The 23,367-nt window shown below is 71.4% G+C and carries 21 protein-coding genes; 13 read left to right on the top strand and 8 right to left on the bottom strand.

What is annotated here, in order from left to right:
* Window positions 1–31: 31 nt before the first annotated feature.
* The gene (locus tag G6038_RS22810; RefSeq protein WP_165040027.1) at window positions 32–814 is read right to left on the bottom strand and encodes a class II aldolase/adducin family protein; all 783 of its coding nucleotides are present in this window, start codon (window positions 812–814) and stop codon (window positions 32–34) included.
* Between the two features lie 109 nt (window positions 815–923).
* Window positions 924–2,057, bottom strand: a complete 1,134-nt coding sequence (locus G6038_RS22805; protein ID WP_165040026.1) for a helix-turn-helix domain-containing protein — start codon at window positions 2,055–2,057, stop codon at window positions 924–926.
* Window positions 2,058–2,230: 173 nt separating this feature from the next.
* On the opposite strand from G6038_RS22805, the gene G6038_RS22800 reads away from it, so the two are divergent.
* Both G6038_RS22800 and G6038_RS22795 read left to right on the top strand, forming a co-directional pair.
* On the top strand, window positions 2,231–2,998 hold the full coding sequence (locus G6038_RS22800; RefSeq protein ID WP_165040025.1) for an SDR family NAD(P)-dependent oxidoreductase: 768 nt from the start codon (window positions 2,231–2,233) through the stop codon (window positions 2,996–2,998).
* A 70-nt stretch (window positions 2,999–3,068) separates the two neighbouring features.
* A complete protein-coding gene (locus G6038_RS22795) occupies window positions 3,069–3,884 on the top strand; it encodes an alpha/beta hydrolase (protein ID WP_165040024.1) in 816 nt (271 codons plus the stop codon).
* A gap of 1 nt (window position 3,885) precedes the next feature.
* Here the strand turns inward: G6038_RS22795 and G6038_RS22790 are convergent, their stop codons facing one another.
* Window positions 3,886–5,478 (bottom strand): TM0106 family RecB-like putative nuclease, encoded by a 1,593-nt coding sequence (locus G6038_RS22790; protein ID WP_165040023.1) that lies wholly within the window; start codon window positions 5,476–5,478, stop codon window positions 3,886–3,888.
* 106 nt (window positions 5,479–5,584) lie between these two features.
* Here G6038_RS22790 and G6038_RS22785 point away from each other — a divergent pair, with 106 nt between their 5' ends.
* The 9 genes from G6038_RS22785 (at window position 5,585) to G6038_RS22745 (ending at window position 15,652) form a co-directional block, all read left to right on the top strand.
* Entirely contained in the window at window positions 5,585–6,259 is a 675-nt protein-coding gene (locus G6038_RS22785; protein WP_165040022.1) for a DUF6474 family protein, read from the top strand.
* A gap of 7 nt (window positions 6,260–6,266) precedes the next feature.
* A complete protein-coding gene (locus G6038_RS22780) occupies window positions 6,267–6,752 on the top strand; it encodes a hypothetical protein (RefSeq protein WP_165040021.1) in 486 nt (161 codons plus the stop codon).
* Window positions 6,753–6,783: 31 nt separating this feature from the next.
* A complete protein-coding gene (locus tag G6038_RS22775; RefSeq protein ID WP_240918669.1) occupies window positions 6,784–7,359 on the top strand; it encodes a copper resistance CopC family protein in 576 nt (191 codons plus the stop codon).
* Between the two features lie 16 nt (window positions 7,360–7,375).
* Window positions 7,376–8,323: a CopD family protein gene (locus tag G6038_RS22770; protein ID WP_165040020.1), complete on the top strand. Its 948-nt coding sequence runs from the start codon at window positions 7,376–7,378 to the stop codon at window positions 8,321–8,323.
* A gap of 105 nt (window positions 8,324–8,428) precedes the next feature.
* Entirely contained in the window at window positions 8,429–9,196 is a 768-nt protein-coding gene (locus tag G6038_RS22765) for a GAF and ANTAR domain-containing protein (protein ID WP_165040019.1), read from the top strand.
* Between the two features lie 217 nt (window positions 9,197–9,413).
* Window positions 9,414–10,742, top strand: a complete 1,329-nt coding sequence (locus tag G6038_RS22760; protein WP_165040018.1) for a helix-turn-helix domain-containing protein — start codon at window positions 9,414–9,416, stop codon at window positions 10,740–10,742.
* A 138-nt stretch (window positions 10,743–10,880) separates the two neighbouring features.
* Entirely contained in the window at window positions 10,881–12,335 is a 1,455-nt protein-coding gene (locus G6038_RS22755; protein WP_165040017.1) for an AMP-binding protein, read from the top strand.
* Window positions 12,336–12,401: 66 nt separating this feature from the next.
* Window positions 12,402–14,216 carry a DUF3556 domain-containing protein gene (locus tag G6038_RS22750; protein WP_165040016.1) on the top strand — a complete coding sequence of 605 codons (1,815 nt, stop codon included), beginning with the start codon at window positions 12,402–12,404 and terminating at the stop codon, window positions 14,214–14,216.
* A complete protein-coding gene (locus G6038_RS22745; RefSeq protein WP_165040015.1) occupies window positions 14,213–15,652 on the top strand; it encodes an NAD(P)/FAD-dependent oxidoreductase in 1,440 nt (479 codons plus the stop codon). The genes G6038_RS22750 and G6038_RS22745 overlap by 4 nt, the downstream gene beginning before the upstream one ends.
* Window positions 15,653–15,688: 36 nt before the next feature.
* Here the strand turns inward: G6038_RS22745 and G6038_RS22740 are convergent, their stop codons facing one another.
* From G6038_RS22740 to G6038_RS22725, 4 genes are all read right to left on the bottom strand, one after another.
* Entirely contained in the window at window positions 15,689–16,444 is a 756-nt protein-coding gene (locus G6038_RS22740) for a DUF998 domain-containing protein (RefSeq protein ID WP_346772889.1), read from the bottom strand.
* A gap of 226 nt (window positions 16,445–16,670) precedes the next feature.
* Window positions 16,671–17,315, bottom strand: a complete 645-nt coding sequence (locus tag G6038_RS22735) for a UdgX family uracil-DNA binding protein (protein ID WP_165040014.1) — start codon at window positions 17,313–17,315, stop codon at window positions 16,671–16,673.
* A gap of 44 nt (window positions 17,316–17,359) precedes the next feature.
* Window positions 17,360–20,548, bottom strand: coding sequence for a carboxyl transferase domain-containing protein (locus tag G6038_RS22730; RefSeq protein ID WP_165040013.1), 3,189 nt, complete (start codon window positions 20,546–20,548; stop codon window positions 17,360–17,362).
* Between the two features lie 31 nt (window positions 20,549–20,579).
* Window positions 20,580–21,212, bottom strand: coding sequence for a TetR/AcrR family transcriptional regulator (locus G6038_RS22725; protein ID WP_165040012.1), 633 nt, complete (start codon window positions 21,210–21,212; stop codon window positions 20,580–20,582).
* 258 nt (window positions 21,213–21,470) lie between these two features.
* Between G6038_RS22725 and G6038_RS22720 the strand changes: the two genes are divergently transcribed.
* Window positions 21,471–21,773: a DUF1540 domain-containing protein gene (locus tag G6038_RS22720; protein ID WP_165040011.1), complete on the top strand. Its 303-nt coding sequence runs from the start codon at window positions 21,471–21,473 to the stop codon at window positions 21,771–21,773.
* A 12-nt stretch (window positions 21,774–21,785) separates the two neighbouring features.
* On the opposite strand, the gene G6038_RS22715 is transcribed toward G6038_RS22720, so the two are convergent.
* Complete coding sequence (locus G6038_RS22715; RefSeq protein ID WP_165040010.1) at window positions 21,786–22,379, bottom strand: TetR/AcrR family transcriptional regulator; 594 nt, start codon at window positions 22,377–22,379, stop codon at window positions 21,786–21,788.
* A gap of 97 nt (window positions 22,380–22,476) precedes the next feature.
* Here G6038_RS22715 and G6038_RS22710 point away from each other — a divergent pair.
* On the top strand, window positions 22,477–23,367 hold an 891-nt coding region (locus G6038_RS22710), incomplete at its 3' end, for an NAD(P)/FAD-dependent oxidoreductase (RefSeq protein ID WP_165040009.1).

Here is a 23,367-nt window from a genome sequence, read left to right as displayed (position 1 = left end):
CCGGTGCCGGGCGGCCGCGCGAGGGCCCGCCTCAGTCGAGCAGATCGGGCTGGGCGGCGACGATACGTTGATACAGCGGCTGGAACTGGAACCATCCGGCGTACTCGAGTCCCACCTGGTCGTACGTCAACTTCGCGGTGGCGGCGTCGAGGGGCTGGGGGGTGCCGGCGGCCATGGCGATCAGTTGGGCCTGGCACGAGCGTTCCATGGTGATGAACCACCACGCGGCCGAGTCGACGGTCTGCCCCACGGTGAGCAGCCCGTGATTGGCGAGCACGACGGCCTTGTTGTCGCCGAGGGCGGTGGCGATACGTCGGCCCTCCTCGACGTCGAGCACCACACCGGTGTAGTCGTCGAACACCGCGTGGTCGTCGTAGAAGGCACAGGCGTCCTGCGTCAGCGGCTCGAGTCCGATCTTCAGGCTCGACAGCGATTTGCCGTAGAGGGAGTGCGCGTGTGCGGCGGCCACCGCGTCCGGACGCGCAGCATGGACCTGCGAATGGATGGCGAAGGCCGCCCGATTGACGGGCCGGTTCCCCTCGACGATCTCGCCCTCGTGGTTGACCAGGATCAGATCGCTCGCCCGGATCAGACTGAAGTGCACTCCGAAGGGGTTGACCCAGAAGTGGTCGGAGTGCTCGGGATCGCGAGCAGTGATGTGGCCGGCGACTCCTTCGTCGAAGCCGCATGCACTGAACAGCCGGAACGCTGCGGCCAGGCGCTGCTTGCGGTGCAGGCGCTCGCCGTCGACCGAGCCGAACGTCGGCGGCCGTGGCACCTCGATCCCCGGACCTGTCTGCGCTGCGTCGGTCATGAGCACTCCTTCCCGAGAACCGATCTTGTGTCCCGGTTCATACTCGGCCTTCGCTTCGCACGTGACCATCGGCAACAGAGCCGAAGTTCGGGCATCCTGTTCGGCAATTTCACGAGAGCGCCGGACCGACCATCGACCGGACGAGCCCGTCGACCGTGCGCAGGTCCCACCCGGTCAGCTGCTGCCAGCGCTCGAGCCGGTACGCGAGCGAATTGGGGTGCAGGTGCAGTCTCCGGGCAGCCGCGCTGGCCGAGAACCCGCTCTGGGCGAACGCCGAGACCGCTTCGGCCAGGTGCGGGTGCCGGGCTGCGATCTCTGCGCCCTCTGCCAACATCGGCGCCAGCTCTTCCCGGTGTTCGAAGAGGATCGCCGGCAGCCAGCACTCGTCGAAGTCGGCGGTCTGTGCCCGGCCCCGCACCAGCGCGAGCGCGCGCCGGGCGTCACCGATGCTCGTTGTCGCCCCCTCCAGGCCCCGACGGGCGAGCCCCGATCCCACCGACATGTCTGGGCGCACGTCCCGGATCGCGGCGACGACCACCGAACTCGCGACCGTCTGGAAGACGGTGACGACCGTGTTGCCGCGTCGGCTGCACAGCGCCGTCGCCGGTCCGTCGTCCAGCGCGTGCTGCAGTCCCTGCAGCTGCACATCGGACCACGCCTCGGACGGCGTGCATGCGGCTCGGAACATCCCGTCCGGGTCCAGCCCCAGCGCAGCGGCCAGCGTTCGGGCCTCCTCCGTCGGGTGTCCCTGCTCGAGCAGTTCGAACAGCAGCGAGCGGCGATTGGCCCGTACCGCCTGCGCCGTGCGGGTGGCTTCGTCGTGTCCCATCGCTACCGCGGTCGTCCCCGCATGGACGAGGTCCCACAGCAGACCCCCGGCGTGCAGCAGTTCCGTGGTGGGTTCCGGCGCGTGCTCGACGAGAGCGCGCCACAGTTCTCGCGACCCGATGTGGAAGGACTCGATCACATTCGCAAGGGTCAACCCCTGCAGTGCCCGTTGCCTGCCGAGTTGCCGGGCACGCTCGAACTCGGGGCCGGCCGGGTGCGTGTCTGCGGGACGATCCGCAAGCAACCGGAGGGTGACGAGGAACTGTTGCCGGGTCGATTCGCGGTGCTCGTCCGGCGGCACCACCAGGTAGGTCGGCAGACGTTCGCGGATCCGGTCGACCGCCTCGGCCGACAACGCGTCGAGGTCGGCGATCACCGCGTCACACAACCCGGCGATCGAACTGTCGGATTTCACGGTGCCCCTCCTCCGCTACCGGGCGTTACGGTGGTCGACGCTAGTCGCCGCACGACAGCTCCGGCGCGGGACGGCCCTACCACCGCTGCCGACCCGCACGAGCTAGCGCGCGCTAAGGTGCGAGCGTCGACAAGGCGCACGCCGGACGGTGGCGCCACGAAAGGAGCACGGCAGTGGAAATTCAGGGAACCGCCGCACTGGTCACCGGCGCGGCCTCCGGTCTCGGCGCAGCCACCGCCCAACGTCTCGCCGACGCCGGCGCGACCGTCTTCGGCCTCGACCTCGCGCAGTCCATCGAGCGGGTCGGCGACAAGGCGCCCGCCGGCGTCACCCTCATCGCCACCGACGTCACCAGCGCCGACGACGTGCAGGCCGCCGTCGACCAGATCGTCGCCTCGGGTCTGCCGCTGCGCCTCGTCGTCAACTGCGCCGGCGTCGGCTGGGCCGGCCGGGTGCTGTCGAAGAACGGCCCGCACGACCTCGAGCTGTTCCGCACCGTCATCACCGTGAACCTGCTCGGCACGTTCAACGTGCTGCGCCTGGCCGCCGACGCGATGGCCAAGACCGAGCCCGTCGACGAGTACGGCCAGCGCGGCGTCATCGTCAACACCGCCTCCGTCGCCGCGTTCGAGGGCCAGATCGGCCAGATCGCCTACTCCGCCTCCAAGGGCGGCGTCCACGGCATGACCGTCCCCGCGGCCCGCGACCTGGCCCAGTACGGCATCCGGGTCAACACCATCGCCCCCGGCATCGTCGACACCCCGATGCTCGCCGGCGTCACCGACGAGTACCGCAAGGGCCTCGAGGCGGGCGTGCCCTTCCCGTCCCGCCTCGCCCAGCCGGCCGAGTACGCCCAGCTCGTGCAGATGATCGCCGAGCACGACTACCTCAACGGCGAGACCATCCGCATGGACGGCGCGCTGCGCATGGCGCCGCGATAGGCGGCTCCGCCGCCGGTGTGTCCTTTGGGTTGCCGGGGCCACCCGAAGGACACACCGGCACACTGGTGGCATGCGCCTGGTATGGCTCGTGGTCGCGGTCGTCGCGGTGCTCGCGTCGGCCCTGTGGTTCGGGCAGCGCCGGCTGATCTACCTGCCCGACAGGTCCCCGCCGCCCCCGGCGCAGTCGCTGCTGCCCGGCGCCCGCGACGTGCTGCTGACCACCTCCGACGGGCTCGAACTCGGCGCCTGGTACGTCCCGCACCGCCGCACGACGCGGGGCTTCACCGTGCTGCTCGCCTCGGGCAACGGCGGCAACCGCGCCGACCGCGCGCCGCTGGCGGCGGCGCTCGCCGAGGCCGGCTTCGCCAGCCTGCTCTTCGACTACCGCGGCTACGGCGGCAACCCCGGCCGCCCGAGCGAGGACGGCCTCGCCCGCGACGTGCGCGCCGCCCGGCAGTACCTCCTCGAGGTGGAGAACGTCCGACCGGAGCGGCTGCTCTACCTCGGGGAGAGCCTGGGTACCGGGGTGACGACGGGGCTCGCCGCCGAGCATCCGCCCGCCGGCATGCTGCTGCGCTCGCCGTTCGTCGATCTGCCCACCGTCGGCCGGCACCACTACCCGCTGCTGCCCACGGGGCTGATGTGGGACCGCTTCCCGGTCGCCGAGACCGTCGCGCGGCTCGACGTGCCGATCACCGTCGTCTACGGGACCGCGGACACGATCGTCCCGCCCGGGCAGAGCGAGGCCGTCGCCGGCGCCGCCCGCCGGCTCGTCGAGAAGGTGGCCCTGCCGGGCGCCGAGCACAACGATCCCGTGATGTTCGGCCCGCCGGTGGTCGACGCCCTGATCCGGCTCGCCGAGGCGGTGACGCCCCCGTCGGAGTGAGCTACAGGTCGGAGATGTGCGGAATCTCGTGCACCGCACGCTCGCTCATCCACTCGCGGAGCACCTTCGTGGCGATCACGTCGTCCTCGTTGTACTCGAGCAGGCGACGTCGCTGCTGCGGGTCGGGGTCCCCGTCGTAGCCGACGGCCTCGCGATACCAGCTCATCGACGCCTCCCCACCGGCCTCCTCGTCCCGCCAGCGGTGCCCGGCGATGGGCGCGATCTTCTTGAGTCCCTTGCCGTTCGGGCACACGAACTGATCGGTGACGACCTGGTAGATGTCCACCCACTGCGGCGAGTCGATGAACTCGCGCACCTCGTCCTCGCTCGGCACCCCCGGGAAACCGGCGAACCGGCGGGCCGAGCCGAGCAGCCACTTGTCCTCCGCGGTGCGCGAATAGCAATAGGCAGCAAAGGTTTTCCCACTCGCGGCGGCGGCGGCCCGCTCCGCGGACAGCCACGTCCAGAACTCGGCGAAGGAGCGGGCCTCGTCGTCGGTCGGCACCGGATCCCAGCTGACGAACGCCCGGTACGCGGAGATCCCGGCGACGTTGAGCAGCGTGCCCCACAGGTACGCGCCGTGCTCGTGGTAGCTCTCCATGTCGATGTCGATCTCGATGTCCGCACGCCGCACGTGCACGTGGTCGTGCCGCCGCACCAACGGCGCTCCCGCCAGCCACGCCTTGGCCACCACGACGGTGTCCTCGAACGACCCCTGCGGCCAGGTCTCGGGCGGATCCCCCTCCCAGCGGGCCAGCTGATCGATCGTGTGCACACCCAGCTCGCGCAGCACCGCCGCGCGCTGCCCCGGCGCCACCAGCGACACGTCGTGCGTCGCGCTCAGCTGCTCACGGCACCGCGGCCACCACGGGCAGGTCTTGCACTCCCCGATCTGCAACGGTTCCGTCGGCGTCTCGCCCCGGGCGATCGCGAGCCGGTCGGCCAGCCGCGCGTCGTAGTCCTCGAGGACCGCACTCAGGTCGTGCACCAGGATGCAGTCCCCGCCGTACCCGATGGCGCCGCCGACCTGCGCCGGGCTGGCCAGGCCGTGACGCTCGAGCATCCGGTACAGGTGGGCCACCCGCATCTGGTCGCGCACCTGGCTGCGCACCTTGCGGGTCTCGTCGACCACCGGTTCCCACGCGAACAGCCCCGACGTCGTCGCGCCCCGGCCCGGGTCGGTGACCTTGTGATTGACCACGATCACCGGGATGTAGCCGCCGCGCTCGACGTCGCGCAGCAGGATCTCGGCCCGGCCGCGCCGGCCCGTGTCCGGCTCGGCCGGCATAACCGCGCCCCAGATCCGGTCAGCGCCGCGACGGCACGCGTCGAGGGTGGCTTCGGCGCGCCGCCACGCCGGCCCCTCGGGGTCGATGCGGGCCCAGTCGCCGGGGTTCGCGTCGAACAGCCGCTGCCGCACGGCCTCGCGGTGGGTGGCCGCAGCCTCCTGCCGCTGCTTGGCTCCCGGGTGCTCCGGGGCCGCGGCCAACTCGTCCGGAAAGGCCGCGTCCAGATGGACCCGGTGCCGGCACCGGGTCAGCGCGCTCGCCTCGATCAGGACCGGCGAGGTCTGCCTCTCGCTGGATACGTTCACAGTGAAGAACAGTATTCGTCCACCTAGGGTCAACCGGAAACCCCCGTCACGGATAGGCTGACCATGGCGCCGTGGGCGCCGTACACCGAATGGAGGGTCCTGTTCGATGGCGTTGTTCAAGAGGCGGAAGCGCCGCGCCACCCGCAAGGCGGAGGCGAAGGCTCTCAAGCACAAGGCGAGGCTCGAGGCCAAACTCAACGCGAAGAATCAGCGCAGGCGCGACAGCCGCCTGACCAAGGCCGAGATCAAGGCGGCCAAGGCGCAGCTCAAGGCCGACAAGGCGCTGATCGAGTCGCAGACCCGGGTCGAGAAGCAGCAGCTCGCCACGCTCAAGGCCCAGGAGAAGGCCGCCGCCCAGAAGGGCTTCACCGCGGCGAAGGTGCGGCGCTACCTCGCCGTTGTGCGGCTGCTCGCGCCTGTGCTCGTGCCGCTGGTGTACCAGGGCGTGACCGCGCTGCGCGGCCAGCTCGACGCCGCGCGCGCCCAGCGCATGGGCGTCGCCGTCGACCAGCTCGGCGAGTACACCGGTCACGGCGCGCACCTGAGCGCCCGCATTGCCGGGGCCGAGAAGTCGCTCGGCGAGATCCTCGAACGTCATCCCAAGGACGCCGAGACCCAGAAGTTCGCCGACGCCATCCGGGGTCGGCTCACCGACCTGACGGCCGCTGTGCACGCCGCCGAGCAGATGCCGGCACCGCGCCGCAAGGCCGCTCACGCCGGCATCTCACGGGAACTGGACGGCATCGAGGCCGACCTGCTCGCCCGCCTCGGCGTGCGCTGACACCACCGTGGCGCCCGGCTCGACCCTGCGCGGCGCCGCCGCGGGAGCGCTGACCGCCGCCCTGGCGGTCGCTGCGCACGGCGGCGCCGGCGGCGGCGTGCCCGGCAACGCCGCAGTGGCGTTGCTGCTCGCCGTCGCGGCCGGGATCGGGCTCGTCGCCGCCCACCTGCGCGCGGTGCCCACCGCGGTGCTGCTCTCGGCCGGGCAGGGGGCGGCGCACCTGGCGCTGGCCGCGGTCACGACCGGCCACCTGCACGCGTCGGCACCGATGCTCGTCGCGCACACCGTCGCGGTCGTTGCATGCGCGGCCCTGCTCGAGGCGGCGCAACGCCTGTACGGGCCGCTGACCCGGGCGGTGCGGGCGGCATGGATCGCCGCGCCCCCGCGCATCGAGGCAGTCCGGACGGTGCTGCCGGCCGTGGCGGGCCGGCCCGTCGCATCGGCCCGGCCGGCACCGTGCATCTCCCGGCGGGGGCCGCCCGTCGCGGCGTGACCGCGACCCACCCCACCGGAGAGAGAAACCCATGAACATCCCGAACACCGTCGCCGCACGCCGGCGACCGATCCCACTCGTTCTCGCCCGGCTCGCCGGGCTGCTCGGCGCGGTTGCGGCGGCATTGCTGTTCGCTGCCGGTCCGGCCGCCGCGCACTCGGTCGTCATCGCCAGCACACCCGCGCCGGGCGAGCAGATCGCGCAGGGCCCCGAGCGCGTGAGCCTGACCTTCAACGAGGCCCTGCAGGAGTCCTTCGCCGCACTGACCGTCGTCGGCCCGGACGGCAACCTGTGGTCCAAGGGTGATCCCCTCGTCGAGGACGCCACGGTCTCCGTGGCCGTCGGCGATCTCGGCCCGGCCGGGGAGTACACCATCGCCTACCGCGTGACCTCAGCGGACGGCCATCCGGTCACCGGCACCCAGGTCTTCACCCTCACGCAGGACGGTCCGGGCGCGCCCGGCGCGGCGGCCGCCGCCGGTGCCGCGGCGCCGGCCGCCGACAGCGACGAGGACAGCGGCCCGGCCGTGTGGGTCTTCGGCGTCGTGGGCGTCGTCGTCCTCGCCGGCGTGCTGTGGTTCGTGCTGCGCAAGCCGAAGAAGGCCTGACGCCGGTGGCGGGGCGTTGACGACGAGCGGCACCGGCACCGTCGCGCACCGGGCGTGGCTGCTCACCGCCGGCGTCGGCGCCACCGCGGGCGTCGCCGCCGGATGGCTGCTGGCGCACCCGGCCGCGTCGAGCTGGGTGCGGGCGCTGTCGCTGTGCCTCGGCGCGACGGTGCTCGGCCTGGCCGCGCTCGGCGTCATGGTGCGCGACGAGCGGCGGTCCCCCGTCGCCCCCGGCGACGTCTGGCGCGCGATCGCCGGTCTCGGCGGGCTCTGGGTGCTGACGGAGTCCGTGCAGCTCGTGCTGCAGGCCGCGGACACCACGAACGTCCCCGTGACGCGGCTCGGGGTCTCACGCTTCGCGGAGTACCTCGGAAGTGCGGGCGCCGGCCGGATCGGCGTGGCCGCACTGCTGTGCGTACTGGCGTGCACCGTCGTGGCCGCCCTCGCGTATCGCCGGTCGGCGACGTGGCCGACGGTCCCGGTCCTGGTCGCCGCGGCGCTGGCGCTCATCGCCCGGCCGGTCACCGGTCACATGTCGCAGCAGACCCTCGGTTCCCTGCTCGACGCGGCGCACGCCCTCGCGGCGGCGCTGTGGTTCGGCACGCTCGTCGCGCTGGCCTTGACGGTCCGGTCCCGCGGCGCGTGGGCCCGGTTGCTGCCCAGGTATTCCACGCTCGCGGTGCGCTGCGTCGCCGTGCTCGCCGCGACGGGCATCGTCGACGCTGCGGTTCGCCTCGGCTCGGTCACGGCCCTGATCGACACCGGTTACGGCCGCATCGTGCTGGCCAAGACCCTGACCCTCCTGGCACTGCTGGGCCTGGCGTGGTGGTGGCGACGGACGTGGGTGCCGGCCGCGGCCGGGCACCGGGTCACCGCGGAGGCGTCGCTGCGCAACGCGGTACTCGAGGTCGCCGCGACATCCGTCGCGTTCGGGCTGGCGGCGGCACTGGCGACGAGTTCGTGACCTCGTCGGAGCCGAAATCGTCGCGTACTTGTCGCCCATGACCGCCCGGCCTGGCCCACAGCCGGTGCACACTCGGGGACGGGGTGGACGGCAGGAGGGCACGCGATGGACGACGGGTTCGCGAAACGGGCGTCGACGGCCCAGGTGCTGGCAGCGTTGGACACCGTCGCCGCAGCGCTCGACGAGCTGCGCCGGGAGTGGTCCGGACACGAACCCCTCGAGAAGGCGCTCGATCGGCTCGCGCACACCGCGGTGTCCGCCCTGCCCGATGCCGATGCGGTCAGCGTCACCCAGCTCGACGGCGGGGGACCGCACACCACGGCGCTGACGGACGAGAGCATCGCTGCGATCGACTCGCGACAGTATGCGGCCGGACGCGGGCCGTGCCTGCAGGCCGCCCGGACCCGCAGTCCGGTCCGGGCCGTCGTCGGGGAGCACGCGGCACAATGGCCGGAGTTCACTGCGGCAGCGAGGGCGGCCGGGATCCGCGCCTACCTGTCCGTCCCCCTACTCCTCGAGGGGGACGATCCCGGCGAACTCGTGGGGTCGCTCAATCTCTACAGCAGCCGGGGCGAGGCCTTCGACCCCTTCGACGAGCACCTGATGCGGTTGTTGACCGCCGGGGCGGCGGCCGCCATCGGCAACGCCCAGCGGTGGCAGCGTGCCAACGAACGAGTCGAGCAGCTGCAGACGGCGCTGACCTCACGTGCCGAGATCGACCAGGCCAAAGGCGTGCTGATGGCACTGCACGGCCTGAGCGGCGAGGCGGCCTTCCACCGCCTCGTCGATCTCTCCCAGCACACCAACACCAAGCTGTACGACGTCGCCCGGCAGCTCATCGAGTCCGTCTCCCGCCCCGAGCGGCACCCGTGAGCTCGTCGTCCGGCAACCAGGTCGATGCCGTCGACGTCGATTCCCGGGGCGCGTCGGCCCGGGGCGCGAGCCCTTTGTCGATTCAGCACAAAGAGCCGGGCGATCTTCGTCGAGCGTGACGATGGAGGACCGGACGAAACTCGCCTAGTGTCGTGCGTCACAACGGAAGGGAGTTCCGCCATGCCGGAGCTGGCTGTATCCCCCTGGTCACCGCCGGATGAGTGACACCCCCGCGCGGGAACCCGCCGAGGCCGGGTCCGCCGGCACCGACGAGGTGCAGGAGCTCGTCGCCCTGGTCGGCGACCGCCTGCAGCGACGGTTCGACGAGATCACCGCCGGCATGAACGCGGCGATCGAGGAGACCGTCGAAGATCTCGGGGATCCCGAATTGACCGACATCCTCCACGCGAGCGTGGAGGGCAACGTCGCCACGATCCTGCACATGATCCGGCACGACATCCCGCTGGAGCACATGCAGCCGATCACGGCCGCAACCGAATACGCGATCCGGCTGGCCCGGCGGGGCGTGCCGTCGTCGGTGCTGCGACGCGCGTACCACATCGGCTCCGACGACATGCTGAACCGGATGTTCGAGGAGATCCAGCAGATCGACTGCTCCCCCGACCTGAAGCTCCGGCTCCTGCACCACCTCGCCGGCTGGATGCACAAGTATGTCGACTGGGTCGCGCGCGTCGTCCTCGAGGCACACGAGAAGGAACGGCACGCGCTGCTGCAGCAGAGCGAGAACGTGACTTCCACCCTGGTGGATCGGCTCCTGACCGGCCAGCCGGTGGACGCCGGGGAGTTCGCGTCGAAGACCGCATACCGGCTCGACCGCGTCCATCTCGGGGGAATCGTGTGGATCGAGAGCCCCCACCAGAGGGCCGACCAGACCGACGTCCTCTGCGCCTTCGCCGAGGCACTGGCCGCGACGTTCGGCGCCACCGGCCCGCCGCTCTTCGTTCCGGTCGACCGGAGAACCGCGTGGGTGTGGACGGCGACGACCCCGGAGCACCTGCCGATCGACGTCTCCCGGCTCCAACCCGCCCTGCAGGCGACGAGAGGCGTGCGGGTGGCGCTCGGCAAGCCCGCCGCCGGCGTGGGCGGTTTCCGCCGCACGCACGAGCAGGCAGAGGCGGTACGGATCGTGGGGAGCACGGCGCCCACCGGGCCCGGCCGCGCGGTGTTCTACGGCGACGACGGCATGGCCGTCACGGCCGTGCTCGCCCGGGATCTCGCCTCGACGCGGCGCTGGATCGGTGAGGTTCTCGGTCCCCTGGCCGCCGACACCCCGACGGCGGAGCGGTTGCGCGAAACCGTGCGGGTCTTCGTGAGCACCGGCGGCAGCTACGTGCACGCATCCGAAGAGCTTGTGCTGCACCGCAATACGATCAAGTACCGCCTGCAGAAGGCAGAGGAGGAGCGCGGGCGACCCCTCTCGGACAATCGGCTGGACCTCGAACTGGCGTTACACGTGTGCCACGTGCTCGGCCGCGCGGTCCTGCTGCCGAAGACGGCACCCACCGAGCGCCGGGCCCGGAGCTGATCCTCCCCGTTGTGCATTTTCACCAAAACTCGCGGCCAACTTGGTTTCGGCAGGACGTGGTACGCATCACGTGGAGCAAATATTGTCGTATCCATCACAGGACGGCAATCGCTCGCCGAACCGAGGAGTCCCTCCCCCATGCACTTCCCCTATCTCCCCTGGAACGCCCCCGCCGAGGATCGCGACCGCGTGGCGGTCCGTGACGACCGCGTGGAACTGACCTATGCGGAGCTCGACGACTGGACCCGTGCCGTCGCGGCGCAATTCGCGGACCACGGAGTCGGGCCGGGCCGCGTCGTGGCGATCATGCTGCCGAACCGGGTCGAGCTGCTCGTCGCCATGCTCGCGACGTGGCGGCTCGGCGGAGCTGCCACGCCGGTCAACCCGGTGTTCACGGAAAGCGAAGCGGCATATCAGATCTCGGATTCCGGCGCGGCTCTCGTGGTGAATCTCGGTGCCGACGCACCCACCGGGGGCCGGCCGAGCATCGCCGTCAACGACCTCGCGTACGGCGGGTCCGGTCCCGATCCGGTCGAACTTTCCGGCGACGAACTCGCCCTGGTGATCTACACCAGCGGGTCGACGGGACGACCGAAGGGTGTGCTGCTCGACCACACCCACGCCGAGGCGATGTCGTCGACGATGGCGCAGCACTTCCGTCTGACGGCCGACGACCACTGCATGCTGATCCTGCCGCTGTTCCACGTCAACGCGATCATGGTCAGTGCTCTGGCGATCTGGCGCTCGCGCGGGCAGCTCAGCGTCGTGGGCCACTTCTCCGCCGGCCGGTTCTTCGACCATCTGAAGCGGCTGCGGCCCACCTACTTCTCGGCCGTGCCGGCGATCTATGCCATGCTCACGGCGCTGCCGGAGGACGTTCGGCCGGACACGTCGTCGCTGCGATTCGTCGTGTGCGGCGCGGCGCCCGTGTCGCAGGAGCTGCTGCAGCGCAGCCAGGAACGGTTCGGCTTCGTCATGGTCGAGGGATACGGCCTGACGGAGGGGACGTGTGCTTCCGCGTGCAATCCGATCGACGGGGTGCGCAAGCTCGGCACCGTCGGGCCGGCCCTGCCCGGCCAGACGATCGGCATCATGTCGTCGAACGGTGAGCTGCTGCCGGCCGGGGAACGCGGTGAGGTCGTCGTCGCGGGACCCACCGTGATGCGTGGCTACCTGAATCGCCCGGACGCGACGGCCGAAACGATCCGCGACGGCTGGTTGCACACCGGCGACGTCGGCATCCTCGACGAGGACGGCTACCTGCGCATCGTCGACCGCGTCAAGGACATGATCATCCGCGGGGGCGAGAACATCTACCCCAAGGAGATCGAGACCGTCCTGGCCTCCCTCGACGGGGTGCTCGAGGCCGCGGTCGTCGGCCGGCCGGACCCCGTCTTCGGGGAGGTGCCCGTCGCCTACGTCTCCCTGTATCCGGGCTCGGCCCTGAGCACCGACGCACTGCTCGAGCACTGCCGCCGGCATCTCATGCGCGCAAAGGTCCCGGAGCATCTCGAGATCCTCGACGCCCTGCCGAAGAATCCCGTCGGCAAGATCGACAAACCCGGCCTCAGGCGCGCCCTCCAGCACGCCTGAACCCCCCTCGACATCCCCGCGAGCGGTCCTCGCGGTGACAACCCCTACCCGAATCCAGGAGCACCAATGGGTTTCAAGACGGCAGACATGCCACCGGTCGATCCCGCGACCTACGACGACATGCCCTTCATGGACCGGATGCGCGTCCTCGCGACGCACTGGGCCGAGTACGGCTTCGGCGGCCCGAAGAAGATGCACATGTTGTACGTGTACAAGTTGATCTTCTACGTCCTCGCCGGCACGGCGATCGTCGGACTGACCACCCCCGGACTGGGTTTCGGTGACCTCGGTGCCTGGTGGGGCGAGCCGATCGTCTACCAGAAGCTGATGGTCTGGACCATCCTGTTCGAAATCACCGGTTACGCCTCGTCGTCCGGTCCCCTCGCTTTCAAGTTCAAGCCGTTCACCGGTGGCTGGCGCTACTGGACCCGCCGCGGCACGCTGCGGCTTCCACCGTGGCCGAGGGTCGTTCCCTTCACCAAGGGCGACCACCGCACCACCTTCGACACCGGGCTCTACTTCGCTCTGCTCGCGACGCTCGCGTTCCTGCTGCTCGGCCCGGGCGTGACGACCGGTGCGCTGCCGGGCAGCGACGTCGGGCTGCTGCCGCAGTGGGCCCTGCTGACCTATGTCGGCCTGATCATCGTCATGGGCCTGCGCGACCGGGTCGTGTTCCTGGCGGCGCGTTCGGAGCAGTACCTCGCCGTGATGTTCTTCTTCGGCATCTTCGGCAACCACGTCGACATGATCCTCGCGGCCAAGGTCGCCATGGTCACCGTGTGGTTCGGCGCCGGCGTCTCGAAGTTCGGCCACCACTTCACCAACGTGATCCCGCCCATGCTGAGCAACACCCCGTGGATCACCTCGAAGCGGTTCAAGCGTTCGCTCTACCGCAACTTCCCGAACGACCTGCGCCCGTCGAAGGTCAGCTGGACCCTCGCCCACATCGGGGGCACCGTCGTCGAGCTGGTCGTGCCCCTGGTGCTGCTGTTCTCGACAAACGCGACCGTCACGTTGCTCGCCATCGTCGGCATGATCATGTTCCACATCTTCATCACCTCCACGTTCCCGCTCGCGGTACCGCTGGAGTGGAATGTGTTCTACATGTTCGCCGCCGCCTGGATCTTCGCCGGATTCCCGGCCGGGGCCGGCTACAGCCTCGGCGACGCCAGCTCGCCGTGGATCCTGCTGCCGATCTTCCTGGCCTTCCTGATCTTCCCGATCCTCGGAAACCTGCGGCCCGATCTGGTCTCGTTCCTGCCGTCCATGCGCCAATACGCCGGCAACTGGGCATCCGCCCTGTGGGCGTTCCGCGGCGACGAGGCGGAGAACAAGCTCAACGAGAACCTGATCAAGTTCAACGCCAACCAGGTCGATCAGCTGTCCGCCGCGTACGGCAAGGAGGTCGCCGAGATCTTCATGCAGAAGGCGGTGGCGTGGCGCACGATGCACAGCCAGGGCCGCGGCCTGATGTCGCTGATGATGCGGCACCTCGACCGGCTCGAAAACTACCGCATCCGTGAGGGCGAGTTCACCTGCACGACCCTCGTCGGCTGGCAGTTCGGTGACGCCCACCTGCACAACGAGCAGACGATCACGGCGGTGCAGAAGCGCTGCAACTTCGCCCCCGGCGAGTGCGTCGTCGTCTGGATCGAGTCGCAGCCCATCAACCGGAAGACCTTGGACTACAAGGTCATCGACGCCGCCCTCGGTGTCGTGGAGCGCGGGTACTACCACATCGACGACGCGGTGGCGGAGCAGCCGTGGCTGCCCAACGGCCCGATTCCGCACACCGTCACCTGGCGGATGCCCGGTTACGAGCCGGCGGGGACGGCATATCCGCACCCGGCGATCGAAGCCCGTGTCAAGGTGAATGCATGACCGACGCGGTGGTGGTAGGCAGCGGGCCCAACGGGCTCGCTGCCGCCGTCGTCCTCGCCTCGGAGGGCGTCCGGGTCCGGGTATTCGAGGCGGCCGACACCGTCGGCGGCGGCACCCGCAGCAGCGAACTGACGCTGCCGGGGTTGCTCCACGACGAGTGCAGCGGCTTCCACCCGCTGGCCGTCGACACGCCGTTCAGCCGGCGGTTCGACCTCCGGTCGCTCGGACTGAACTGGCTGTGGCCCGAGGTCCAGTACGCCCATCCGCTCGACGACGGCCGGGGCGCCGCCGCATACCGGTCCGTGGCCGAGACTGCGGCCGGACTCGGGTCCGACGGCGGCGCATGGCGCACGGTGTTCGGAGCCCTCACGGAGCGCTTCGGCGGGATCACCGAGGACTTCCTGCGCCCCATGCTGCACATGCCGGCGCATCCGGTGCTGCTGGCGCGGTTCGGGGCATACGCGGCGATGCCCGCCGCGCTGCTCGGCCGCCGGTGGTCCACCCCGCAGGCCCGGGCCCTCTTCGGTGGGGTCGCGGCGCATGCACTGCGCCCCTTCGCCTCGCCGATGTCCTCGGCGATCGGTGTCGCACTCGGCACCGCCGCCCACGCGTACGGCTGGCCGGTCGCCCAGGGCGGGTCCCGGGCCATCGCCGCGGCCATGGCGTCCCTCGTCGAGAAGAGCGGCGGCACGATCGAGACCGGCGTCCGCGTCGAATCCCTCGACGAGCTCGGCAGGCCCGACCTCGTCCTGCTCGACACGTCCCCCGCGGATGCTGCGCGTATCGCGGGAGATCGGATGCCGAAGCGGACCGCGCGCGCCTACCGGCGCTACCGCCACGGTCCGGGGGCCTTCAAGGTGGAGTTCGCGGTCGAGGGCGGGGTGCCGTGGGCGCACGAGCCGTCGCGCCGGGCCGGCACCGTGCACGTGTGCGGCTCGTTCGCCGAGACCGCGGCGGTCGAACGGCAGGTGCACCGGGGCGTCATGCCCGAGCGTCCCTACGTGCTCGTCGGGCAGCAGTTCGTCGCCGATCCCTCCCGGTCGGCCGGGAACCTGCACCCCCTCTATGCGTACGCCCATGTGCCGCACGGCTATACCGGCGACGCCACCGAGGCGATCACCGCACAGATCGAGCGCTTCGCACCGGGGTTCCGCGACACCGTGCGGGCCACGCACGTGCGGAGCACGACGGAGATGTCCGTCCACAACCCCAACTACGTCGGCGGTGACATCGTCACCGGCGCGAACAGCGCACTACAGCTCGTGTTCCGGCCGCGTCCGACGCTCGATCCCTACGCCACCGGCATTCCCGGCGTCTACCTCTGCTCGGCCGCGACTCCGCCCGGTGCGGGCGCACACGGCATGTGCGGATTCCATGCAGCGCAATCCGCGCTTGGTTACCTGGAACGCGGTGCCGCGCGCCGAGCTCGGGGGTGAGCGCGCTGTCCGGCGACCGGACACGCGAGCGCGATCTCACGCGGGCCCGTCCGCTCGTCGCGTCGATCGGCCACCCGACGGTGCTGGGCCCTCGGGGCGGGTGTGCGGGTGGCCGCCGAGAAGCAGGACCGCCAGCACCGCGACCCACAGCACGAACGCACCGAACATCACGCGTTCGACCGCGCCCATGCCGGGAGTCGGCTCGGCGGCGGCGACCGCCGGAACGTACCGGCCGGTCCACGCTCCGAACGCCAGGATCGTCGCGACCGTGACCGCCGAGTACACCCGGAACCAGGTTCCGAAGGCGGCGGCCGCGAACCCGATCATCGCGCACCACAGCGAGACCGTCACCGCGCTGAGCACCAGGTGCATGGTGTCGGCGAGCGGCATGGCGGCCCCGGCCTCGATGTCCTCGCGGCCGGTCATCGGAAACGGCAGCCACAGGGGTCCCACGAATCCGTAGGCCACCAGGAGAACTCCCGCGATGCGCAGAGGGCGGACGCCGTGGCCCGTTCGCCACACGCCGATCCCGAAGGCGACGATCAGCACGTCGTAGAAGAATCCCGCGACGATCAGGGGTGTCCGGGTCGGCGCGCCGACCGACGTCAGCTCGCTGATCGCCTGATCGAACCGGCTGTAGCCGTCGTAGAGCGCGGCCGCGAGTACCTCGTGCGCACCCACGTACAGCAGCGACGACACGACCCCGCAGGCGAGCAGCACCGTCGACGTCGTGCTCGGGCGGTGCGGACCGTCGCGCCGGGCCTGGGTTGTGTGCGGAGCAGGGGTGGACACCGTCGACCTCCCCGGACGCCGACTCGGCGGTGCGGGCGCCCGATGAGTTCAGCATGATCCCGCCGGCGGGGCGACGCCAGAGACCTTCGGCCCCGATGACGGCGGGGTGTGAAGCGCACAGTTGTGGGCGGACATCCTCACCCCCGCCGGCTGGGACGACGCGGCCATCCAGCGGGTGCAGAACGCACTCGCCGGGAGGCGTCCGACGACTGAACCGCTGTGGGTACTACAGCACCCCGGCGGCCACCCGCAGATCGGCGACCAGCCCGGCGAGGGCCTCCTCCCGCTGCTCCGTCGGTCCGCGCAGGATCGCCGACGGGTGGATCGTGGCGACGACGGCCGGAGCGGACGGAATCTGCACCTCCCCGTCGAGATGCAGGATCTCCCCGCGGTGCGCGGTCACCCGGAACGACGGGCCGAGCAGCGACTGGGCCGCGGTGGCGCCGAGGCACACGAGCACGTCGGGTTGCACGGCCTGCAGTTCGGCGACCAGCCAGGGCCGGCACGCGACGATCTCGCCGCGTGCCGGTTTCTTGTGGATGCGACGCCCGCCGGCCGCGGCCCGCTCGAACTTGAAGTGCTTGACCGCGTTGGTCACGTACACCTCGCCGCGGTCAATCCCCGCCGCCTCGAGGGCCCGGTCGAGCAGCCGCCCGGCCGGGCCGACGAACGGCTCCCCGGCCCGGTCCTCCTGATCGCCGGGCTGCTCGCCGACGAGCACGAGCCGGGCCGTGGCCGGGCCGGCGCCGAACACGGTGCGTTCGGCGTTCCGGTACAGCTCGCACCCGCGGCAGCCGCCCGCCGCGGCGGCGAGCTCGGCCAGGTCGGTGGTCTCCGGCACGAACTCCTCGGCTCCCGGTTGCCTGCTCACTGCCGCCTCCCTCACGTCGGTGACGGACGGGTACCCACCGTCGCTCAGGACATGCGCAGCCGCGACACCCAGGCCCGGGTGTCGGCGGGATCGATGACGTCGTCGAGTTCGAAGATCGTCGCGGCCTGCAGGGCCTTGCCGTGCTGGTAGGCGGCGGCGACGAGCTGCGCGAACAGCTCGTCGCGGGCGGCCTGGTCGGGTGCGGCCTCGAGTTCCTTGCGGAAGCCGAGCCGCACCGCGCCCTCGAGCCCCATGCCGCCGATCTCGCCGGTGGGCCACGCCACGGTGAACTCGGGTGCGTGGAAGGACCCGCCGGCCATGGCCATGGCGCCGAGGCCGTAACCCTTGCGCAGGATGATGGTGCCGAACGGGACGGTCAGGCGCGCCCCGGCGACGAACAGCCGGCCGAACCGGCGCACCGTGGCCTCCTTCTCCGACTCGGGTCCGACCATGAATCCCGGTGTGTCGCAGAGGCTCACGACGGGCAGGCGGTGCGCCTCGCACAGCTCGAGGAAGTCGGCGGCCTTGTCCGCGGCCTCGGCGTCGATCGCGCCGCCGAGGTGGTGGCTGCTGTTGGCGAGCACCCCGTACGCCGCGCCCTCGACGCGGACGAGGGCGGTGACGATGCCGACACCGTAGTCGCCGCGCAGTTCGAGCACGGAGCCGACGTCGGCGATCGCATCGATCGCCGCGCGCACGTCGTAGGCGCGCAACCGGTTCTCGGGAACGACGTGCCGCGCCAGCCGCGGGTCCGGGGCTGCCCACTCGCCGGCGGCGGCGGTGAAGTAGCCGAGGTACTGCCGGACCAGTTCGACGGCGTGCGCCTCGTCGCGTGCGGCGAGGTGCACGACGCCGTTGCGGCGCTGCACGTCGATCGGGCCGATGTCCTCGGGCCGGTACACGCCGAGCCCGCCGCCCTCGATCATCGCGGGCCCGCCCATGCCGATGTTGGTGCCGGGGGTGGCGATCAGCACGTCGCACACGCCGGCGAGGGCGGCGTTGCCGGCGAAGCACCGCCCGGAGACCACCGCGACGGTGGGGACGCGCCCGCGCAGGCCGGCCATCGCGCGGAATGTCGACAGCTCCAGGCCCTGCCCGGGTCCGGCGTCGACGTCGCCGGGGCGTCCGCCGCCGCCCTCGGCGAACAGCACGAGCGGCACCTCGCGGCGGGCGGCGAGCGCGAGCAGCCGGTCGGTCTTGCTGTGGTTGCGCATGCCCTGTGTGCCGGCGAGGACGGTGTAGTCGTAGGAGAGCACCACCGATTCGGCACCGTCGATGCGGGCGAGACCGCCGACGAGCCCGTCGGCGGGGGTGTTGGCGATCAGGTCCTCCTCGCTGCGCCGGCTGCGCTGCGCGGCGAGCACGAGCGGCCCGTACTCGACGAAGGTGCCGTCGTCGACGAGGTCGGCGATGTTCTCCCGCGCGGTGCGGCGGCCCGTCCGGTGCCGCTTGGCGACCGCGTCGGGCCGGGCGGCGTCGAGGGTGCGGGCGTGCCGGTCCCGGATCTCGGCGAGGTCGTCGCGCACGGCGTCGAGGTCCCGCTCGCCCCCGTCGCCGGTGGCCGCGTCGACGGACCCGGCGCGCACCACGGCGAGCACCTCCCCCGGCTGCACGGTCTGCCCGGCCCGCACCAGCAGGCGCACCACGGTCGCCGGTCCGGATGCGGACACCACGTGCTGCATCTTCATCGCCTCGAGCACCGCGACGGGCGCGCCCGGCGCGAGCGCGTCGCCGTCGGCGGCGGTCTCGACGACGGTGCCGACCATGTCGGCGCGCACCGCCTCCTCCCCCGCGTGCAGTTCCGGCGCGACGGCCGGTGCGCCGTCGGGGCCGGCGACGGCGAGGTCGGCGATCCGTCCGTCCAGCCACGACGTGTGCACGTCGGATGCCGCGAAGTCCTTGTCGCGCAGGATGTTCTGCAGGAACTCGGCGTTGGTGGCGACGCCCTCGACGAGCAGGTCGCCGAGCGCCGAGTCCGTCTTGCGCAGCGCCGCCGCGAAGTCGTCGATGCGGGTGTGGGTGATCACCTTGGCCAGCAGGGAGTCGTAGCGCGGGCTGGTCGTCAGCCCGGGACGGCCGTAGGTGTCGACGCGGATGCCCGGCCCGGTGGGCGGCGTGAACACGGTGAGCGTGCCGGAGGCCGGTACGGCCCGGCCGTCGGGGCGCATCGTCTCGGTGTTGACGCGAGCCTGGACGGCGATGCCCCTCGCGGTGGCGGGCTCGCCGCGCACGCCGGCGTCGTCGGCGGTGACGCCGCCGGGCAGGCCGAGTTCGTCGAACCGGGCGCCGCGGGCGATCGCAACCTGCGTCGCGACCAGGTCGACGCCGGTGACCTCCTCGGTGACCGTGTGCTCCACCTGGATACGGGGATTCACCTCGAGGAAGACCGCGTCGTCGCCGGCGACGAGGAACTCGACGGTGGCGAGGCCCCGATAGCCCACCGACGCGCACAGCCGCGCCGCGGCCTCGTGCAGCGCGCGGCGCACCGTCGCGCCGAGTCGTTGCGCCGGAGCGATTTCCACGAGCTTCTGGTGCCGTCGCTGCACGCTGCAGTCCCGGTCACCGAGCGCGAGGGCCCGCACCCCGCCCGCAGCGTCGGGGGCCGCGACGACCTGCACCTCGATGTGCCGGGCCCGAGCGCACAGGGCCTCGGCGAACAGCGCGCCGTTGCCGAAACCCAACTCCGCCTCGGCGGTACACGCGCGGAAGGCGTCGTCGAGGTCCGCGGCGTCGCGCACCACCCGCATGCCGCGGCCACCCCCGCCGGCGAGCGCCTTCAGGACGATGCCGCCGGGATGGGCGGCGAGGAAGTCGCGGGCCGCGCCGGCCGTGACGCCCCCGTCGGTGGCGGGCAGCACGGGCACCTGTGCGGCGACGGCGGTGCGGCGGGCGGCGGCCTTGTCGCCGAAGAGCCGCAGCACCCGCGGCTCGGGTCCGACGAACGTCACCCCGGCCGCGGCGCATGCTTCGGCGAATTCGGCGTTCTCGCTGAGGAATCCGTATCCGGGATGGACGAGGGTGCAGCCGGTCTCGGCGGCGGCGCGCAGCAGCGCCCGCCCGTCGAGGTAGGCGGCCGACCCGGCACCGGCCAGCGCGACGGCGCGGGTGGCGGCGGCGACGTGCGGGCTGTCCGCGTCGTCCTCGGCATACACGGCGACGGTGTCGAGGCCGAGTTCGGTGGCGGAACGGATGACCCGCAGGGCGATCTCGCCGCGGTTGGCTACGAGCAGCATGGGTGTCGGTGGTCCTGTCGGTCGGGGCCGATCAGCGGAAGCCGATGAGCCGTTCGGACATCGCGATCATGTCGTCGATGTAGGACTGCTGTTCCTGCCTCGGGGCGCCGAGCAGGCGCAGGGCGCCGGCGCGCTGGGCGTCGGCGAGGGTGCGGGCGATGCGTTCGGGTGGCGCGCACGGGAGCACCTCGCCGGTGGCGTTGATGCGTTCGACGAACCGCACGTAACGGCCCACGAGGCGTTCGCGCACGCTCTCCCACTCGGCGCCGACCTCGTCGTCCAGGCGGGCGCGGTGCTCGATCAGCTCGAGGATGCGGCCGTTGACGTAGACGGACTCGATGAAGGCGCGGGTGGTGGTGCGCAGCACCCGGCGCAGGTCGTCCACCACCTGCCCCTCCATGTGCTGGGCGTCGAGGAACTGCCGGCACACGAGGGTGGCGAGCGCGCGGAACACCTCCTCCTTGGAGGAGAAGTACGCGTAGAAGGTGGCGCGGGAGACGTCGGCGCGACCGGTGATCACCGCGACGGTGGTGCGCTCGTAGCCGAGTTCGCCGAAGCAGTCCCGGGCGGTCTCGAGCAGCGCCCGCCGGCGTGGGCCGTCGCTGTCGCGCCGCGCGGACCGGGCCCGTTGCTGGGCTTCGCTCGTCGTCACGATCGACAGCATGTATTGACGTTGACGTTAATGTCAATACAGCGGGCAGGCCGGTTCCGGAGCCGGGGACGACCCGGCAGACGCTCGGCGTCGGCGCCGAGGCGGTGAGCCGACGATTCCCGGCGCCACCTGCACGGCGGCCGATCACGCAACACCCGCGTAGGCGAATTACTCGGTACATCAACGTAATCGGCACTGTTCGCACACCTGTCGCACCACTACCATGGTCTGCATCCCAGAGTGGACAACCGTCCTCCGGAAGGATCGATCATGACCACGATGGAAATGCCGCACGTCACCGAGTGCAGTGTCGGCACCTGCTCCTACAACCACGACGGCTGTCACGCCTATGCCATCAACGTCGCCGGACACAACGGCAGCGCCGACTGCGAGACGTTCATCCCGCTGTCGACGAAGGGCGGCCTGGACACCGTCACCAGCATGGTCGGCGCCTGCCAGCGCGCCGACTGCGTGCACAACCAGGATCTCGAGTGCACCGCGAGCGAGATCCGGGTGGGCGGCACCGGCAGCGGCGAGCACGCGGCCAACTGCCTGACCTATCGAGCCCGGTAGGTTCCGCCCCCCTCACCGCCGCGGCCGCATCAACGCGCGCACCGCGTCGGTCAATGCGGCCGCCGACAGCTCGGGGCTGATCGCGCGCTGCAGGCCCAGGCCGATGCCGAGACCGAGCAGCATGGTCGACGCCTGCCCGGGATCCATCGTGGGTGTGACGCCGAACCGGTCGGCGAGCGAGCGGATCAGCTCGGCGATCAGCGTCCGCACCCCGGCGGCACCGGCCGCGATGCGGGAGCGGATCTCCTCGTTGTGCCGCGAGCGCACCGAGAATTCGATCTCGAGCAGGGTCCAGCGCCGGTCGCCGATGGTGCGCTCGGCCCACGCACCGAAGGCGGCCACCACGTCGTCGAGCGACGCACCGGCCTCGAGCGTGGCGGCGATCTCGCCCATGCGCTCGGCCCGGATCCGGTCGAGCACCGCGAAGCACAACTCGTCCTTGTTGCGGAAGTTGGAGTACACCGCGCCCTTGGAATAACCGGCATCCTCGGCGATCTGGTCGAGGGACGCCGCGGCGTAGCCGCGCTCGAGGAAGTGCTCGGCCGCCGTGGCGAGCAGATCCTCGCGGGTGCGTGCCTGGGTTTCTCGGCGGGTCGGTCGTGCCACGAGTCGACGGTACCGGAGCGACCGAGATTCGGATACTGTGGTTATCCGGATACCGATGGTATCCGAATTGGATAACGGGAGACGAGGGGACGACGCGATGGACGAATACCGGGTGGTGGTGATCGGCGCCGGGATCTCCGGCATCGGCGCGGCGATCGCGCTGCGACGGCGCGGGATCACCGACTTCGTCGTCCTCGAGAAGGCCGAGAGCCTCGGCGGCACGTGGCGCGCGAACACGTACCCCGGATGCGCCTGCGACGTACCCTCGCTGCTGTACTCGTACTCCTTCGCCCGGAACCGGGACTGGAGCCGTATCTTCGCCGGACAGAACGAGATCCGCGACTACATCGAGCGCACCGCCGACGCCCGCGGCGTGACCTCCCACGTCCGGTTCGGGATCGAGATGCTGCGCGCGGACTGGAACCCGATCGACGCGCGCTGGACCCTCGAGACCACCGGCGGGACCGTGCGGGCGCGGTTCCTCGTCGCCGCCGCGGGACCGTGGAACGAACCGCTCGTACCCGACATCCCCGGTCTGTCGCAGTTCCCCGGCGAGGTGTTCCACTCGGCGCGCTGGAACCACGACTACGACCTGCGCGGCAAGCGCGTGGCCGTCGTCGGCACCGGGGCCTCGGCCGTGCAGTTCGTCCCCGAGATCGCGCCGGACGTCGCGCGGCTGCACCTGTACCAGCGGACGGCGCAGTGGGTGCTGCCCAAGCCCGACCGCCGCCTGTCGGGGTTCGAGCGCCGGCTGCTCGCCCGCGTCCCGGGCGCGCGACGACTGGTCGAGGCGGTCCAATACGGCCTCATGGAGGCCCTCGGCCTCGGCTTCCGGCGCCCGTGGCTCATGCGGCAGCTGCAGTGGATCGGCCGCGCCCAGCTGCGGGCGCAGGTGCGCAACCCGCGGCTGCGCCGCGCCCTGACCCCCGGCTACACCCTGGGCTGCAAGCGGCTGCTCATGTCCAACACCTACTACCCCGCCCTCACC

The sequence above is a fragment of the Rhodococcus sp. 14C212 genome, from assembly GCF_011058195.1.
Classification (GTDB): Bacteria; Actinomycetota; Actinomycetes; order Mycobacteriales; family Mycobacteriaceae; genus Rhodococcus; species Rhodococcus aetherivorans.
Note: the sequence above shows the minus strand (reverse complement) of the source record. Positions and strands in the feature narration are given on the sequence as shown.

Coding starts and splice junctions, on each gene's coding strand:
- G6038_RS22765 (WP_165040019.1), top strand. CDS start 8,429: ATGGACGACGGGTTCGCGAAACGGGCGTCGACGGCCCAGGTGCTGGCA.
- G6038_RS22730 (WP_165040013.1), bottom strand. CDS start 20,548: ATGCTGCTCGTAGCCAACCGCGGCGAGATCGCCCTGCGGGTCATCCGT.
- G6038_RS22755 (WP_165040017.1), top strand. CDS start 10,881: ATGCACTTCCCCTATCTCCCCTGGAACGCCCCCGCCGAGGATCGCGAC.
- G6038_RS22785 (WP_165040022.1), top strand. CDS start 5,585: ATGGCGTTGTTCAAGAGGCGGAAGCGCCGCGCCACCCGCAAGGCGGAG.
- G6038_RS22750 (WP_165040016.1), top strand. CDS start 12,402: ATGGGTTTCAAGACGGCAGACATGCCACCGGTCGATCCCGCGACCTAC.
- G6038_RS22760 (WP_165040018.1), top strand. CDS start 9,414: ATGAGTGACACCCCCGCGCGGGAACCCGCCGAGGCCGGGTCCGCCGGC.
- G6038_RS22720 (WP_165040011.1), top strand. CDS start 21,471: ATGACCACGATGGAAATGCCGCACGTCACCGAGTGCAGTGTCGGCACC.
- G6038_RS22795 (WP_165040024.1), top strand. CDS start 3,069: ATGCGCCTGGTATGGCTCGTGGTCGCGGTCGTCGCGGTGCTCGCGTCG.
- G6038_RS22775 (WP_240918669.1), top strand. CDS start 6,784: ATGAACATCCCGAACACCGTCGCCGCACGCCGGCGACCGATCCCACTC.
- G6038_RS22725 (WP_165040012.1), bottom strand. CDS start 21,212: ATGCTGTCGATCGTGACGACGAGCGAAGCCCAGCAACGGGCCCGGTCC.
- G6038_RS22810 (WP_165040027.1), bottom strand. CDS start 814: ATGACCGACGCAGCGCAGACAGGTCCGGGGATCGAGGTGCCACGGCCG.
- G6038_RS22745 (WP_165040015.1), top strand. CDS start 14,213: ATGACCGACGCGGTGGTGGTAGGCAGCGGGCCCAACGGGCTCGCTGCC.